Origin of the sequence: Rheinheimera baltica DSM 14885 (assembly GCF_000425345.1) — a bacterium.
In the GTDB taxonomy this organism is placed as follows: Bacteria; Pseudomonadota; Gammaproteobacteria; order Enterobacterales; family Alteromonadaceae; genus Alishewanella; species Alishewanella baltica.
The window spans coordinates 110659-127929 of the sequence record NZ_KE384352.1; the positions used below are offsets into that span (position 1 = coordinate 110659).

General features: G+C 42.0%; 16 protein-coding genes. All 16 read left to right on the forward strand.

What is annotated here, in order from left to right; translation table 11 throughout:
• Window positions 1-642, forward strand: a 642-nt coding sequence (locus H595_RS23200) for a hypothetical protein (RefSeq protein WP_037055658.1), incomplete at its 5' end; no start/stop codon positions are given.
• Window positions 643-647: 5 nt separating this feature from the next.
• A complete protein-coding gene (locus tag H595_RS0120320) occupies window positions 648-1607 on the forward strand; it encodes a sulfotransferase family protein (protein WP_027672771.1) in 960 nt (319 codons plus the stop codon).
• On the forward strand, window positions 1607-3187 hold the full coding sequence (locus H595_RS23700) for a glycosyltransferase (protein WP_051220027.1): 1581 nt from the start codon (window positions 1607-1609) through the stop codon (window positions 3185-3187). The genes H595_RS0120320 and H595_RS23700 overlap by 1 nt, the downstream gene beginning before the upstream one ends.
• 2 nt (window positions 3188-3189) lie before the next feature.
• Window positions 3190-4398 (forward strand): hypothetical protein, encoded by a 1209-nt coding sequence (locus H595_RS0120330; RefSeq protein WP_027672772.1) that lies wholly within the window; start codon window positions 3190-3192, stop codon window positions 4396-4398.
• A 323-nt stretch (window positions 4399-4721) separates the two neighbouring features.
• Window positions 4722-6326, forward strand: coding sequence for an aldolase catalytic domain-containing protein (locus H595_RS0120335; protein WP_027672773.1), 1605 nt, complete (start codon window positions 4722-4724; stop codon window positions 6324-6326).
• Entirely contained in the window at window positions 6327-7067 is a 741-nt protein-coding gene (locus H595_RS0120340; protein WP_027672774.1) for a 3-deoxy-manno-octulosonate cytidylyltransferase, read from the forward strand. It abuts the gene before it with no gap.
• On the forward strand, window positions 7064-7705 hold the full coding sequence (locus H595_RS0120345) for an HAD family hydrolase (RefSeq protein ID WP_027672775.1): 642 nt from the start codon (window positions 7064-7066) through the stop codon (window positions 7703-7705). Before H595_RS0120340 ends, H595_RS0120345 begins: the two co-directional genes overlap by 4 nt.
• Before the next feature lie 13 nt (window positions 7706-7718).
• Entirely contained in the window at window positions 7719-8837 is a 1119-nt protein-coding gene (gmd, locus tag H595_RS0120350; RefSeq protein WP_027672776.1) for a GDP-mannose 4,6-dehydratase, read from the forward strand.
• A 6-nt stretch (window positions 8838-8843) separates the two neighbouring features.
• Window positions 8844-9728 carry a class I SAM-dependent methyltransferase gene (locus tag H595_RS0120355; RefSeq protein WP_027672777.1) on the forward strand — a complete coding sequence of 295 codons (885 nt, stop codon included), beginning with the start codon at window positions 8844-8846 and terminating at the stop codon, window positions 9726-9728.
• 11 nt (window positions 9729-9739) lie between these two features.
• The gene (gene fcl, locus H595_RS0120360; protein ID WP_027672778.1) at window positions 9740-10699 is read left to right on the forward strand and encodes a GDP-L-fucose synthase; all 960 of its coding nucleotides are present in this window, start codon (window positions 9740-9742) and stop codon (window positions 10697-10699) included.
• A gap of 4 nt (window positions 10700-10703) precedes the next feature.
• Entirely contained in the window at window positions 10704-11165 is a 462-nt protein-coding gene (locus tag H595_RS0120365; protein ID WP_027672779.1) for a GDP-mannose mannosyl hydrolase, read from the forward strand.
• Window positions 11162-12565 (forward strand): mannose-1-phosphate guanylyltransferase/mannose-6-phosphate isomerase, encoded by a 1404-nt coding sequence (locus tag H595_RS0120370; RefSeq protein WP_027672780.1) that lies wholly within the window; start codon window positions 11162-11164, stop codon window positions 12563-12565. The genes H595_RS0120365 and H595_RS0120370 overlap by 4 nt, the downstream gene beginning before the upstream one ends.
• 1 nt (window position 12566) lies before the next feature.
• Window positions 12567-13994 (forward strand): phosphomannomutase, encoded by a 1428-nt coding sequence (locus H595_RS0120375; RefSeq protein WP_037055710.1) that lies wholly within the window; start codon window positions 12567-12569, stop codon window positions 13992-13994.
• Between the two features lie 15 nt (window positions 13995-14009).
• Window positions 14010-15176, forward strand: a complete 1167-nt coding sequence (locus H595_RS0120380; RefSeq protein WP_027672782.1) for a nucleotide sugar dehydrogenase — start codon at window positions 14010-14012, stop codon at window positions 15174-15176.
• A 353-nt stretch (window positions 15177-15529) separates the two neighbouring features.
• Window positions 15530-16180, forward strand: a complete 651-nt coding sequence (locus H595_RS0120385) for a hypothetical protein (protein WP_027672783.1) — start codon at window positions 15530-15532, stop codon at window positions 16178-16180.
• On the forward strand, window positions 16173-17225 hold the full coding sequence (locus H595_RS0120390; protein ID WP_027672784.1) for a hypothetical protein: 1053 nt from the start codon (window positions 16173-16175) through the stop codon (window positions 17223-17225). Before H595_RS0120385 ends, H595_RS0120390 begins: the two co-directional genes overlap by 8 nt.
• The last annotated feature ends 46 nt before the right edge of the window (window positions 17226-17271 follow it).

Below are 17271 nucleotides of genomic sequence, written 5' to 3' on the forward strand. Positions count from 1 at the left end.
GCCAAGCAGCAATTTGCTAACGAGCAGCAACAAAACGAGCAGGCTAAAGCTGAGTTGGCTAAGCAGTTAGAGGCAGCTAAGCAGCAATTCGCTAAAGAGCAGCAGCAAAGCGAGCAGGCTAAAGCAGAGCTGGCTAAACAGTTTGAAGCAAACAAACAGCAAGCCGAGCAGGCTAAAGTTGAACTAGCTAAGCAGCTTCAATCAGCACAGCAGCAAGTCACGGCATTGAATAACACACAGACCGCACTAAACACTAAAATCGCTGATAGCGATAGTCAGTTAAAACAATTTAACACTGTAAAAGCAGAATTAGAGCAAGAGCTAAAACGAATAAATCAGAGTTTAAAGCAAGAATCAGAGTTAAACCAAAAACATAAATCCTGGGCTGAGACACTTAAAACGCAAAATGAGCAGCTTAATAAAGAGCTAAAAGAGCAGCAACGTAGCTCGCAGTTAAGTGTTAAATTGTTGGCAAAAGTAGAAGCAGATGCATCAGAGCTTCGTGGACGCTATGCCCAGTTATTAAAAACAGAACAAGAACTGCGCAGTCTCGTTGGCGAGTTATATATAAAATTATCGGCGGCGAGTAAGTTTTATAACCAGCTTGAAAAAGAGCACCCCGAACTTTTGGAAGCAAAGTAACCGTTATGAGCAAACAGCCGCAACAGATGCTAAATTTAGGTGAGCTGCAGCTGCAATTGCAGCAGGCCTTGGCGTTAATTGAAAATAACAATATCAATAAGCCAGATGTTGCATTAACCGACCTTCGAAGTTTTCATAACACGGAAAGCCTTTTACAGCGTTGTGAGCAGGTTGTACAAGCTAGTCAGCCACAAAAGCCAATATTGCGAATTATTCATCATTTTGCCTGCAGTGGCGGCACCCTAATCTCTAAATGTATTGCCGCTCAACCAAACGTATTTTTGTTAAGCGAATTACATCCAACTACTTTACTCGGATTTAATAGTAATAAAGGAACCTATACTCCTCGCGATATTGTCACTCAAGCATTGTACAGTCGCATACCCGATGTAGATACTTTGGCAGAAACGGTGTTCGTACAAAACGTTATCGAAACCGAGCGTCATGTCCGGGAGCGGGGCGGTTATCTTGTTCTTAGAGCGCACACACATGCAGATTATTGTACCAATGCTGCTGTGCCAGAAATCGATAGCCTAACCAGATTACTCTCTCCTCATTTCGACATTAAACACCTGGTTACAGTGCGTAACCCTATAGATTCATTTTTGTCATTAAGGCAAAACGGCTGGGTACATTTTAAACCAGACAGTTTTGACGAGTACTGCGGCCGATTATTGAAGTTTCTCAATGCCTTTAGTGATGAACAAATTGTTAAATACGAAGACTTTGTTGAGCAGCCAGCTACAGTAGTGAAAACGTGCTTGCAAAAATTGGAATTACCTAACGTCGAACATGGTTTAGATTATATTGATGTTTTTAAAGTCAGCGGTGATAGTGGGCGAACTGGAAGTGAAATTTTAATTAGACCACAAAGGGAAACCACTGAAATTTTTAGGGAAGAAATAAAAAAATCTGAGCACTACGATAAATTTCTTCAGTTTCAAAAGCGTATAGAGACAATATAATGACACAGACATACACTAAACCCACAATATCTGTAGTGATTGGAAGCTTCAATCGTAAAGCGCTTTTAAAACGTTGTATAGATGCGGTTAGAATCGAGCTTGCTGAAGTAAAACATGAGATAGTAGTTGTTGATGGCGGCTCAACGGATGGTGCTTTAGATTGGCTCATTACGCAGAAAGACATAATTACAATCGTTCAACATAATAAAGGTGAGTGGAATTCAAAAGAAATTGAACGGAAGCCATGGGCATATTTTATGAATCTTGCATTTAAGATTTGTACTGCAAACTATATATGTATGTTGAGTGATGATAGTTATATATTTAATAAAGCAATTATTAATGGTCTGAGCTTAATTGAAAAGTCAAATCCTGAAGAAAAAATTGGTGCAGTTGCGTTTTATTTTAGAGATTTTCCGTTAAGAAAACGATTTTCAGTTGCATATAATTTAGATAAATTATATGTAAACCATGGAATCTACAGCCGAAAAGCTCTAGAGGATGTAGGTTTCATAGATGAAAGTTATTACTTCTATTTTGCCGATACAGATTTGGTCCTTAAGTTGAATCAAAAAGGGTATAAATGTATACCTTCACCAAACTCACTTGTAGAACATATTTTTGAAGCTACGCCTGAACTTCGTCAAAGTAACAATGACTGGCGTAAACAACACGATCGTCAACAGTTGATTGACCGTTGGTGTGGCATTGCTTATCCTGAAGCAAAAAAAGAGTATTTTGTAAAGCATGTTGGTCGGTGGGTGTCGCATCCTGAAATGAGGCCAAAAATATACGACCGTGAAATTACAAGTATGTTATCTCGTGCTTCTTTAAAAGGTATTATTGATAGAAGCCCCTGGATTACGCTAGTCACCATTGTAAGAGATGATCTTGCAGGATTTAAGAGAACCTACCAAAGTGTAAAGTCACAAATTTATCCATTAATTGAATGGATAGTTATTGATGGAAACTCAAGTGATGGCACTAAAGAGTTTATAGAAAAAAATAAAGATTATATTGATTACTATGTCTCGGAAATGGATGCGGGGATATATGATGCAATGAATAAAGGGATTATGCATGCGACAGGGGACTATGTTAATTTTTTAAATGCTGGTGATGAACTAGTAAGCCCTGATACTCTTCAAAAAATTTCTGACGAAATATCTGGTCTAGATTCTGAAGCTGTTGTCTATGGAGATCACTACCATGTTGATGGTGAAACTGAAAGACTAATAAAATCTTCGGCTATAGAGTGTTCTATTAGGAAAATGGCTTTTAATCATCAATCTGCTTTTTATCCTATTTCTATTTTAAAAGATGAAAATTTTAATCAATCTTTTAAATATGCAGCTGACTATGAACACTCTCTTCGTATTTTTAAAAAAGGTTACTGTTTTTTGAAGCTTGACATGCCGGTAGCTCGTTTTTTTGCTGGTGGTGCTTCATCTAGTGGGCTTCGTCCATACTTAGACGTTCTTAAAATTCAGTTTGATTATTTTGACCCAAATGAAGTTAAAAATAAAAGTGTTTACTATAAAGCTTTTAAAAGAGATATAGATAATTTATTAGAGGACTAGGGATGTTTGATTTTTTAAAAAAAATTGATTTGGATAAGGTGGTCCAACCTGATTTGTTCGCTTTGAAAAACACAGATAAACACTTACTTCCTCAGGTTATTGACCGTTGGCATAAAGAAGTATTTTACAGTCATATTGATTTCAAAAATACAAGTGAAACTTGTGAATTTCTTTTTTTTAGAAGCCTAGTTCGAGAAGACTATGAGCTATTAGAGAATGATATAGCGTCATCTGTTAATGATTCTAACTGTGTTTTTTTTAGCAACTATAAAACAAATTTGAAAGGCTTAAACTTAGATATAGTTAGGCTTATTACTCAATGCCGTGAGATTGTTTACTTAATAAATGAGAAAGATCCTCTGATAAGAAATGGTTTGTACCTTAGAGTTGTATGGTATGTGTACGTATTACAGAAAATTTCGGAAATGGAGTTTAAGGTATTCGTCGCGTTTGCAGATATGCAACCAATTGAGAATTTGATAGTCCAAATGTTACATTTGCTAAAACCTGATGTACAAACCGTGACTTTACAACACGGGCTTTACATAGACTACAGCGGCTATGAGACTGTTAATGAAGTGAATTATAAGAATCACGTAGCTAAACATTTTCTCGCTTGGGGTATCGAAACAAAAGAACTTATAAATAAATATCACAAAGATTCGTCAATATTCATCTGTGGCAAACCTTCAATAGCAGGTCTACCCTCAGTCTCCGAATTTCAGACGCGAAATAATGCTAAAACTGATATTTTGATTGTTACCGACCAGAAAATATTTCAAGCTCAAAACGAAGAACTAGCAGATATAGTTGCTATTGTTGCTGAAAAACTAGGTTTGAATGTCTACATTAGATTTCACCCCTCAAATAATAAGAATATTATTTTGAATAAGCATCCGAATTTTAAAGAGTTAAAGCGGATAAATAGACGTTACATAGTTATTGGTCATACTTCTTCATTATTGTATGAGGCGCATACTCTTGGGTATTCAACGTTTCGAATTAAAAGTAATGTTCACCATATTCAGTTTCCTTCGAATCTTGAATTTGAAAGTTGTGAAGAGCTTATTTTTAAAATTACTAATTTTAACGAGCCTAAATTATCAGATTCAGTAAGGTATATAAGTTTTGTTGGTTCTGCGTCGGTTTTCGAATACAGGAATGCTCTAAATACAATCTTGTCTTTGGCAATTAATTCAAAGGATATTTAAATTAGGACCTGTGAATGGCAGATTTTTTTATATTTCATGTCCTTCAATTAAATTTTAAGTCTATATCTTCAGTTTGAGATAGATATCCAAACCATTTTATTAGAATAGAAATTTTTATCAATGATATTAGCTCAGTTCTGTATTGTAGAAGGTTTTTCGGCTCGGAGAGAAGTGCAATACTTAATAACAAATTTTAATTTTTTTAATAAGCTATGTTTTGCAAATGACTAATGGAAGATCCTAGAAATATTTACTTTTAACATTGATCTGCTTCATTCTATACTAATGATAGCTTTCTTGTTTAGATTTAAGGGTAAGAATATATGTTTATTTTAGATTGCACACTAAGGGACGGTGGCTACTATAACAGTTGGAATTTTCCGCTGGATGTCACCAACAAGTACCTTGAAGCTATGTCGGCTGCCGGTGTTGATATTGTAGAGCTGGGGTTGCGCTCATTGATTAATAAAGGTTTTAAAGGTGCTAGCGCTTATACAACAGATAGCTATATTCGTACATTAACTATTCCTTCTACTTTGAAAGTAGCGGTTATGATCAACGCGACCGAAATTGTTGGTGAAATGCCACAAAATGAAGTGTTGCAAAAGTTGTTTCCCAATGACGCCGCTACGTCGCCGGTTGATGTTGTGCGTATTGCTTGCCATGTACATGAATTTGTTAAAGCACTGCCTGCATGCAACTGGTTAAAAGAGCGCGGTTATATTGTTGGCTTTAATCTTATGCAGGTTGCCGATCGTACTCAAGAGGAAGTAGAGGCTTTATCACTAGAAGCTAGCAAGTATCCAATTGATGCGCTGTATTTTGCCGACAGCATGGGCAGTATGGATCCGGTGCAAACTACCAAGATTATTGGTTGGTTACGTAAGCATTGGCAAGGGCCTATGGGAATTCATACTCATGACAACATGGGGTTGGCGCTTTCGAATACCTTACAAGCGGTAAAAGACGGCGTGACTTGGCTAGATGCGACTGTTACCGGTATGGGCCGCGGACCTGGCAATGCCCGTACTGAAGAGCTGGTAATCGAAGTGGCCGATATGCGCAAGCAAAGCATCAATATGGTACCCTTGATGTCGGTTATTCGTTCGTACTTCCAGCCGCTTAAAAATCAATGTGGTTGGGGCTCAAACCCATATTATTACCTGTCTGGAAAGTATGGTATTCACCCTACCTACATACAGGAAATGCTGGGAGATTCCCGTTATAGCGAAGAAGACATTCTAGCCGCGATAAACCACTTAAAAGTGGAAGGCGGTAAGAAATTTAGTTTTAATGCATTGGATGCAACCCGCCACTTTTACCAAGGTGACGCGAAGGGAGAATGGGCTCCTGAAAGTTTAATCTCTGGCCGAGAAGTGTTAATTTTGGGTGCCGGGCCTGGAGTGGCAGAGCATAAAGTTGCTATAGAAAGCTATATAGCGGCCCGAAAACCTGTAGTTGTTGCGCTGAATACGCAGTCTGCCGTAGCGCAAAGTTTAATTGATGTTCGTGTTGCTTGTCACCCAGTGCGCTTGCTAGCCGACTGTGAAGCGCATACTGCTTTACCTCAGCCTTTAATAACGCCTGCGTCTATGCTTCCAGCTGATGTACTTGAGTCATTAAGCGGCAAAAAACTGTTAGATTTTGGCTTAACAGTTAAAGCTAATACGTTTAGTTTTGCTGCTACTAATGCAGTGTTACCTAATTCTCTGGTCATTAGTTATGCATTGGCACTTGCTACCAGCGGCAAAGCTAGCTGTGTATTGTTAGCAGGGTTTGATGGCTACGGTGCAGATGATCCCAGAACCAAAGAAATGCAAAAGGTATTAGAGCTTTATAAAGATGCGAATGCATTAGATGTTACCTCTATAACACCAACGAATTACAGCGTGCCAACTTTATCGGTTTATGCGATGCAGGGGGTATAAATGAGGGCCGTCGTTTTAATTCCCGCCCGTTACGCTTCTAGCCGTTATCCAGGGAAACCTTTAGTTCCATTACTGGGCAAGCCCATGGTGCTATGGGTAGCTGAGCTATCGGCTAAAGCTGTTGGTAAAGACAACGTCTATGTTGCTACTGAAGACAGCAAAATTGCGGATGTCGTAACCGCGGCTGGTTACAATGCGGTTATGACGACAGATGGCTGTCTTACAGGAACTGACAGGCTGGCAGAGGCTGCGCTGCAAGTTACAGCCGATATTTACATTAATGTTCAGGGGGATGAACCCATTATTAATCCTGAAGATATTCGTAAAGCAATTGCGATTAAAAAGCAGGATATGGCGTCGATCGTGAATGGTTTTTGTTGGATATCCGCAGCTGAAAATCCAGAAAGCGTCAATATCCCCAAGGTTATTACACGGGAAGATAATACTTTGGTGTACATGTCACGCAAAGCACTACCTGGTTTTAAAGATGATAAATGTGCCCCAAAACGCTATAAAAAGCAGGTATGTATTTATGCCTTTACAGCTGAAGAACTGGCCGCGTTCAAGGCTTTTGGCCGTAAGAGTGAGCTAGAGTTTAGTGAAGATATTGAAATACTGCGTTTTCTTGAATTGGGTAAGACAATTCGTATGTATGAGACCCAACCAGGTAGTTTAGCCGTTGACGTGCCAGATGATGTTGCGCCAGTAGAAGCGGCGTTAAGAGGTTTACATCGCATATGAATATAATGGATTATCAAACGTTAGTATTTGACTGCGATGGCGTGGTGTTAAACTCTAACAAAGTTAAAACAGAGGCGTTTTATCAAGCTGCTTTACCCTATGGTGACACGGCTGCAAAGCAGTTGGTTGATTACCATGTTGCGCGCGGTGGGATTTCACGCTACAAAAAATTTGAATGGTTTGTGCAGAATGTAGTTGCAGGAAAGCAAGGCCCAAGTTTGGATGAGTTACTTGGTGCTTATGCGGCAGAAGTGAGGCATGGCCTACTCACTTGCGATATTGCAGATGGGTTATTTGAATTACGAGAAAAAACCAAACACGCTAGTTGGCTAATTGTTTCTGGTGGTGATCAACAAGAGCTGCGTGAAGTGTTTGCAGAACGTGGATTAGCACGGCTATTCGATGGTGGTATTTTTGGAAGTCCGGATAGCAAGGACATTATTCTTGCAAGAGAGCTAGCTACTAAAACTATTAAACAGCCTGCACTATTTTTGGGCGACAGTCGATACGATCACGAGGCTTCTTCTTTAGCAAAGTTGGATTTTGTTTTTTTAAATTATTGGACTGAATTTGCTGATTGGAATAATTATTGCCTGAAGAATAATATTCAAACAAAAAGCACACTAAATTTTATATAGAAGGTTTTAAAAAATGAAAAAAGCACTTATTACCGGTGTTACTGGCCAAGATGGCTCGTACTTAGCCGAGTTTTTATTAGAAAAAGGCTATGAAGTACACGGTATTAAGCGTCGGGCTTCAAGCTTTAATACCCAACGCGTTGACCATATTTATGAAGACCCGCACGTAGATAACCTACATTTTATTTTGCACTATGGTGATTTAACTGATACGTCGAATTTGGTGCGTATTATCCAGCAAGTTCAACCAGACGAAATATATAACTTAGGTGCACAAAGCCATGTTGCGGTAAGCTTTGAAGCGCCGGAATACACTGCAGACGTTGATGCCATGGGTACGCTGCGTATTTTAGAAGCGATTCGCATATTAGGGTTGGAAAAGAAAACCCGCTTTTACCAGGCGTCTACCTCTGAGCTTTATGGCTTAGTGCAGGAGACACCACAAAAAGAAACCACACCGTTTTACCCGCGCTCGCCCTATGCGGTAGCCAAAATGTATGCTTACTGGATTACGGTAAATTATCGCGAAGCCTATGGCATGTATGCCTGTAACGGCATTTTATTTAACCATGAAAGCCCGCGCCGTGGTGAGACCTTTGTTACCCGCAAAATTACGCGCGGTTTGGCGAATATTGCTCAAGGCTTAGAATCTTGTATTTACATGGGTAATATGGATGCACTGCGCGATTGGGGCCATGCCAAAGACTATGTGCGTATGCAATGGATGATGTTGCAGCAAGACACGCCGGACGATTTTGTTATTGCCACCGGTGTGCAGTATTCTGTGCGTGAATTTATTAGCTGGTCTGCCAAAGAACTGGGCGTAACGCTGCGCTTTGAGGGCTCAGGCGTAGATGAAGTGGCGATAGTGGATGCTGTTGTTGGCGATAATGCACCAGCCCTTAAGGTTGGGGATGTGATTGTTAAAGTAGACCCACGTTATTTCCGCCCGGCTGAGGTAGAAACCTTGCTTGGTGATCCCAGTAAAGCGAAGCAGAAACTGGGTTGGGTACCGGAAATTACCACCCAGGAGATGTGTGCCGAGATGGTGGCTGAAGATTTAAAAGCGGCTAAACGCCATGCGCTTTTAAAAGAACATGGCTATAGCTTACCGGTGTCAGTGGAAGGATAGCTCATCATGTCAACACAACAGCAGCTTGAATCGTTGTTTGCCCAATATACCGTGGCTAATCTGGTCGGTATTACAGAGCCTGTATTTAGAGAGCGGGTGCTTGGTGAAATTGGTAAGGTAGACTTTGAAATTGAAGGTTATCAAGCGTCCGAGCTTGAAAAACAACGAGATCTATCGTTAAAGTTTCATTGGGGGCATAGCCACGATTTTGGCAGTTTTGCATTAGAAGGGCGAATGGGGAACAGGCATGTAAAGTTGCTGAGTACGTTTTGCGACTTGTTTGATGTTTCGTTGTCTTATTTTAGCAATAAAAACATTCTTGATGTCGGCTGTTGGACCGGTGGAACTACATTGCTTTTACATGCTTTGGGCGCAAAGGTAACTGCGGTTGAAGAAGTTAAGAAGTACGCTAATATGACCGAGTTCCTTGCCCAAAGCTTTGGACTTGGTGACAGTGTTAATGTGTATAAAAACTCTTTGTATAAATTAACTGACGAACATCTACAAGGGGTGTTTGATGCAGTATATTTTCCGGGTGTAATTTATCATTTATCTGACCCCGTTGTAGCACTTAGGCGGCTTTATAATACGTTAAAGCTTGGCGGTGAGATTTTTATCGAATCTGCCGGTATTGACGTTGAAGAACCGCTTTGTAGATTTGATGGCAATTTTATCTATCACGCGTCGGGGTCTCGAGAAGAGTTGAATAGAGGTGGTTGGAACTGGTTTATGCCATCGCCCTCTGCTTTAGCTCGGATGATACGGGAAGCGGGTTTCGATGAAATTCGTTCGGTCTGGGATAACAAAAGTAAAAGAGTGTTTGCTGTTGCCCGTAAGGTAGAACAAACCCCTATTTGTAAAGCTGGCTTATCTGTGCAAGATATCGCCTGATAGGACAATATATGAAAAAAGTATTTTTAGCTGGCCATAAAGGTATGGTCGGCTCAGCCATTAAGCGCCAGCTTGACGCTTCAGGCAATGTAAGCATAGTTACCCGCACTCGCAAAGAACTGGATTTAACAAATCAGAAAATGGTTTTTGAGTTTTTTGCTGCTGAGCAGTTTGATGAAGTTTATCTTGCTGCGGCTAAGGTAGGCGGTATTATTGCCAATAATACTTATCCTGCTGATTTTATTTATGAAAACTTAATGATTCAAGCGAACATTATTCATGCGGCGCATGTTAATAATGTGCAGAAGTTATTGTTTTTGGGCTCCAGCTGCATTTATCCCAAACTGGCCGCGCAGCCTATGGCTGAAAACGCCCTGCTAACCGGCACTTTAGAGCCGACGAATGAGCCTTATGCCATTGCCAAAATTGCCGGTATTAAGCTGTGTGAAAGTTATAATCGCCAGTATGGCCGCGATTATCGCAGTGTTATGCCAACCAATTTATATGGCCCTAATGACAACTTTCATCCGAATAATAGCCATGTGATACCTGCCTTGTTACGCCGTTTTCATGAAGCGAAGCTTGCGGGGGCAGCTGAAGTTGTTGCCTGGGGCAGTGGCTCGCCGATGCGGGAGTTTTTGCATGTTGACGATATGGCGGCTGCCAGCATTTTTGTAATGCAATTGGATAGCGCTACCTATGAAGCGAATACCCAACCCATGTTAAGCCATATTAATGTGGGCACCGGTGTTGATTGCACGATTAAACAACTGACGGAGACGGTAGCGAAGGTAGTTGGCTTTAAGGGAAGCATTGTCTGGGATACAACCAAGCCAGATGGCGCGCCACGCAAGTTGATGAATGTTGACCGTCTAAAGGCGCTGGGTTGGCAGTATTCTATTGAACTAGAGACAGGCTTGCGCAACGCCTATCAATGGTTTTTGGAAAACCAGGATAATTTTAGAGCATAGGTTGATGTTTTTAGATAACACTACGTTTACCACCGTATTAGCAAGTACGCCCTTGGTGTCGATAGATTTGCTGGTTGAAAATGCGCAGGGACAAATACTATTAGGCCGGCGTAACAATCGGCCGGCGCAAGGTTTTTGGTTTGTCCCAGGCGGGCGTATTTTGAAAAACGAAACCTTAGCGTCTGCTTTTGAACGATTAACGTTAAATGAATTGGGGATAAAATTCTCAATCGAGGATGCGACATTGCAGGGGCCTTATGACCATTTTTACACAGACAGTGTTTTTGGTGATGCGCCCTCAACGCATTATGTGGCCATCGCATATCGCCTTAGGGTTGCGCAATTAGTTAATTTACCTCAAGAGCAGCATGCTGATTATCAATGGTTTAGTGTTGCAGAGCTGTTATTACACCCTGATGTGCATTCAAACACTAAAGCCTATTTTTCTTCAAAGGATGAGACATGATACTTCCTGTTATTATGGCCGGCGGCACTGGCAGCCGGCTGTGGCCATTATCGCGTGATTTAATGCCTAAGCAGTTTTTAAAACTGGACGGTAAGCAAACCATGTTGCAGGCAACTGTGCAAAGACTTCGGGATGTTGATGCATTTCCGCCCTTAGTGATATGCAACGAAGAACATCGTTTTATTGCGGCTGAGCAACTCAGGCAGATACAGCAGCTGGATCACAATATTATTTTAGAGCCTGCCGGGCGTAACACCGCCCCAGCCATTGCACTTGCCGCATTAACGGCAGTGAAAAAGGGCACTGATCCATTGTTATTAGTGTTGGCTGCAGATCATGTTATTGCCGATACCAGCGCTTTTACTGTTGCTGTTCAGCAGGCGGCAACATTTGCAGCAGATAATAAATTAGTCACTTTTGGTATTGTGCCTACGGCGGCTGAAACGGGCTACGGCTACATCAAACGGGGTACCCCATCGGGTAGTGCTTTTACTGTGTCGCAGTTTGTAGAAAAACCCAATTTGTTAACGGCGCAGTCTTATTTAGCCAGTGGTGAATATTACTGGAACAGTGGCATGTTTATGTTTAAAGCCAGTGTGTTTTTGGCTGAATTAAAACAGCACCGGCCTGATATATATAGCGCCTGTGAGCTTGCCATGGCTGAAGTAGACCCGGATTTAGATTTTATTCGGGTAAATAAAGAGGCTTTTATCGCCTGTCCGGATGACTCAATAGATTATGCGGTAATGGAAAAAACAGCTGATGCGGTAGTGGTGCCGCTTGACGCTGGTTGGAGTGATGTAGGTGCCTGGTCTTCTTTATGGGACATTAGCCATAAAGACGCTAATGGCAATGTGCATCAAGGCGATGTGTTAACAGTGGCTAGCAGTAACAATTATGTGTTTGCCGAAACCAGCCTGGTAGCGACTGTAGGCTTAGACAATGTGGTGGTGGTGCAAACCAAAGATGCCGTGCTGGTTGCCGCGAAAGATAAAGTGCAGGACGTTAAAGCCATAGTGCAGCAACTAAAAGCGGCCGGACGAAGCGAACACAAGGTGCATCGCGAAGTTTACCGCCCTTGGGGCAAATACGACTCTATTGATAACGGCGAGCGCTATCAGGTTAAGCGTATTACGGTTAAACCCGGCGAGAAGTTGTCGATTCAAATGCATCATCACCGTGCAGAACATTGGATAGTGGTGTCGGGTACGGCAAATGTAACTGTTGCTGGCAAAGATACGCTATTAAGCGAAAACCAGTCGGTTTATATCCCGCTTGGGGCAGTACATGCTTTAGAAAATCCGGGTAAAATTCCACTTGAGTTGATTGAGGTGCAATCGGGTTCCTATTTAGGTGAAGACGATATAGTGCGTTTTTCTGACCGCTATGGTAGGGCTTAAAATGGCGTTGAGTACGACACAGATTATTCAACATAGCCACGTAGCCTTTGGTACCAGTGGCGTTAGGGGCTTAGTAACTGATCTTACCGATGACGTTTGTGCTGCTTTTGCCGTTAATTTTATCCAGGTTATGCAGCAAAGCTCTACTTTTGACCGGGTTGCTGTGGCGATAGATAACCGCCCGAGTAGCCCTAAAATGGCAGCCGCAGTGGCGGGTGTGCTTAAGGCTATTGGCGTTCAGGTGGATTTTTATGGTGTATTACCCACACCTGCACTGGCGTATCAGGCTATGCAGGATAAGGTACCGGCAATAATGATTACCGGCAGCCATATTCCGTTTGATCGAAACGGTATTAAATTTTATCGCCCTGATGGCGAAATTAGTAAAGCGGATGAACAGGCTATTTTATCGGTAAACACCCCCTTACCCCTGTTTACCCCTGTAACGCTAGCGATATTAGACAGTGCTGCCCAAAACTACTTGCAGCGTTATCTGAGTATTTACCCTGCAGGTATTTTGTCGGGTAAACATATCGGCATATATGAACATTCAAGCGCAGGCAGAGAGCTTTATTATCAAGTGTTTGAAGCATTAGGTGCCAAAGTCACCCGGCTTGAACGAAGTGATCATTTTGTACCCATTGACACTGAAGCGGTAAGCGATGCCGATAAGCAAAAAGGTGTACAGTGGGCTAAACAGTATCAATTTTATGCGATTTTTTCTACCGATGGTGATGGTGATAGGCCCTTGCTGTCTGACGAGAATGGCTATTGGCTGCGCGGCGATATTGTCGGGCTGTTATGTGCTCAAGCTCTAGGTATAGATGCACTGGCTGTGCCTGTTAGCTGTAATAGCGCCATTGAAAAATGTGGTGTGTTTAATCAAGTGCTTCGTACCCGCATTGGTTCGCCTTATGTTATTGCTGCTTTTGAAACATTAAAAACAGAGCGCAGCTATGCCGGTTTTGAAGCAAACGGCGGTTTTTTGCTGGGTAGCGATATTATTATTGCCGACAAAATGCTTAAAGCGTTACCCACGCGCGACGCCTTGTTACCTGCACTGGCCGTTCTTGTTCTGGCGGCAGAGCGGCCGGTGTCGGCATTACTGGACATGCTACCGCAACGTTTTACGGCCAGTGATCGTATTCAAAATGTACCTGCGACGCGCAGCCAGCAACTGCTAGACAGTCTTATTGCCCATCCAGAGCAAAGCCTACAAATGCTGTCGCTGGATAATAAGGTTTTGTTGAGTATTGATAGCACTGATGGCCTTCGAATGACCTTCGTTGACGGTGATATTGTGCATCTACGTCCGTCAGGCAACGCGCCCGAGGTAAGATGCTATGCAGAGTGTGACACAGAGCAAAAAGCGATACATCTTGTAGCGTTGGCACTGCAGGCTATAGCTGAGCACATTAAATTAAGTTAGTTGAGAATACTGATGATTAAAATTGCAATTGCCGGTACCGGCTATGTTGGTCTTTCAAATGCCATGCTGTTAGCTCAGCATAACCGGGTTGTCGCGATAGATATTATTCCGGAAAAGGTTTCGTTGCTTAATACCAAAAAATCGCCGATTGAAGATAAAGAAATCAGCGAATTTTTACATTCTAAGGTGCTTAACTTTAGCGCGACGCTGGATAAACAACAGGCTTATGCCGATGCTGATTTTGTAGTTATAGCCACTCCGACGGATTACGACCCGCAAACCAATTACTTTAATACTAAAAGTGTTGAAGCAGTCATTAGCGACGTTATGGCTATTAACCCAAATGCAGTAATGGTGATTAAATCCACCGTGCCGGTTGGTTATACACAAAGCGCGCGGGATAAATTTGGTACAGATAACCTGATTTTTTCACCGGAGTTTCTGCGCGAAGGAAAGGCATTGTACGATAACCTTTATCCCAGTCGTATTATTGTTGGTGAGCAAAGTGCCCGCGCCAAACAATTTTCCGGGTTATTGCAACAGGGGGCTATAAAGCAAGATATACCGATATTGTTTACTGGCAGTACTGAAGCTGAGGCGATAAAGCTGTTTAGTAATACTTACCTGGCTATGCGGGTGGCTTATTTTAACGAGCTGGATAGTTATGCTGAAAGCCATGGCTTAAATAGTCGACAGATTATTGAGGGCGTAGGTTTGGACCCTCGTATTGGTAACCACTACAATAACCCCAGTTTTGGCTATGGTGGTTACTGTTTGCCGAAAGATACCAAGCAGTTGTTGGCTAACTATAAAGATGTGCCTAATAACATGATTCAGGCGATTGTAGATGCTAACCGTACCCGTAAAGATTTTATTGCGGAGGCAATCTTATCAAGGAAGCCGAAAGTCGTTGGTATATACCGCTTAATTATGAAAAGTGGCTCTGATAATTTCCGCGCGTCGGCAATACAAGGCATCATGAAAAGTATTAAAGCCAAAGGTGTTGAAGTCGTAGTGTTTGAACCTGAACTTGATCAGAGTGATTTTTACAATAGCCGGGTGATTACAGATATGGCAGAGTTTAAACAGATCAGTGATATTATTGTTGCGAACCGTATGAGCGATATATTTAATGATGTCTCCGAAAAGTTGTATACGAGAGATTTGTTTGGTAATGATTAGCTAATGTTTTGATTTTGTAAGTTATTGTTGGATTTTCAGTGTGTGAATTCTTCAACTTGGATTAATTTAACATTGATAAATTCGTGCTTGATGATCAGATATCGGCAAGTATACATATTATTCTTGCCAATAGTCTTGTTACCGCCATCCCGCTTGTTAGGAACGATTTCTTTGATGTTTTACATGATTCAGCTGAGGCTGCAGCTATTGCCGTTGTTCAACAATCAATAGCTTAAAAGCACGCTTTGAGCCGTATTTCCATACTAGATGGCAACATTTGACGACGCGAGCAAGTGTGAAGATAGCTGGCCCTGGCAGGCGGCAAATCCAATTGGGTATTGAATGGGTAAGGTGTGAGTTTGAATATTTTGCGTAATAGTCATTCGGTAGCTGCACCTGAATTTGTGCGAGATACGGTTGCGTTGTTATCTGACAGTATGCTTGCAACGTTGCCAGCGGTTACGTTGTTAGCGTTTAACTGGCAACAGTTAGCTGCAGACAATGCTGCCTTGCATCAGCTTAGGCACCAATTATCGCATAGCCGCTGTCTATATCGCTTGGCGGTAGTTACTAAGCCGCTGGATGCGTCTTTGCGTGAGTTATTTGCATCGCTGGCCATTGAGCTGATTATTACGCCACAGCGCTGTATTAGTCTAAACAGCCAGGACCCTGAATTATCCGTCGCGATAGCGGATGAAACGGCAGGGCTTTTTTCGCCTGCTTGGCTGATAGAGTTGGAGTTGTTTTTAAGTCGTCGGGTGTCTGAGCGTTATCAACAAAAGAATGCGGCGCTAACGATGATGGCAGCTACAACGATGCAGCAAAGTAATGCCTATTCTGCCTCCACTTTTTTGCTTACTTTACAAAGTTACTTATTACTTGATATGCAATTGGTATGCTCGGTACCTCTAAGAAAGGCTGCGCAACTCGCGCTAAAAACCTTAGCCCCAGAGCACTTTAAACCCGTAGTTCGCTGGATGGAGCAGTGTGCCGCTGATGAGTAAAATCAAAGTATATTTATTGCCTGGAAAGCATGCCAAGCGCACACCGTTAGCTTATCCGGATTATCGGCCTTTTTTTGCACCTTACTTTGATTTTGTTACCGAGCCATTGGCCGCTGATTTTATCGTTGCGAGTTATTTTGTCGACTTACGTTCTGAAGCCGCGCAATTACTGGCATGGCAGAAGGCTCGGCCCGATCTTAAGCTGGTGGTGTTTTCTGAAGAGCCTCTGTGGGATAGCTTGTGGTATGAGGATTTTACCAAACCGGTTGGCGAGTTTTCAGTTAAAGTGGATGGTGTAAATCAAAAACTTAGTTACTACTTTTTCAACCATGCTACCACTGACATTTTTGCGTTTGCCAAGTTGCCGTATTTTATCACCACGGAAAATCATTATATTCAGCGTTACGCCAAGCTATTGCAGCGTAATGTGCAACTATCTACCAAAGAGTGTTTAACACACTGGCAGTCTGCGAAGTGGAAACAGGTTTTTTTTGCAGAAAAGCGCACTGAGCAGAAATACCAAAAGTTTGATCAAAATAAGGCTTTGTTAGGATTAAGCGTTTATCGTTCCGAGCTGGCAAATACATTCTGGCAGCAACCACAGGTGCTTATTCAGGGACGTGGTTGGCATAGTGATACCGCGCGGCAAGCCTTACCTGATTGGCATTTAGATAAACTGACTAGTTTGCACGGTAATGTCATGTTGATGTCAGCAATAGAGAATACCGTGCTGGGGAATTATATTACTGAAAAACCTTTTGATGCCTTTGCTATCAATTCAATACCAATAACCTATGCGGGGCCAGACAGTCGACTCTATGAGGTGATAAACCAAAATAACCAAGCTGTTGTTAATATTTTTGGTATGTCAGTTGATGAAGCGAGACAAGCTTTGCGTAATTTTGAGCCAACAGCGGCTATGGCTGAACATTACCAAGCGGCACAACAGGCTGTGTTACAAAAAGTGCAAAGCTTTACGTTACTCATCGCAGAGCGAGAGAGGGTGGCATTTAGCAGTTTTGTTGCTTTTGAACGGTTGCTCTAGGTTGAAAGTTAGCATGTTATGCCAAACATTGCTGTTGGCATTTACT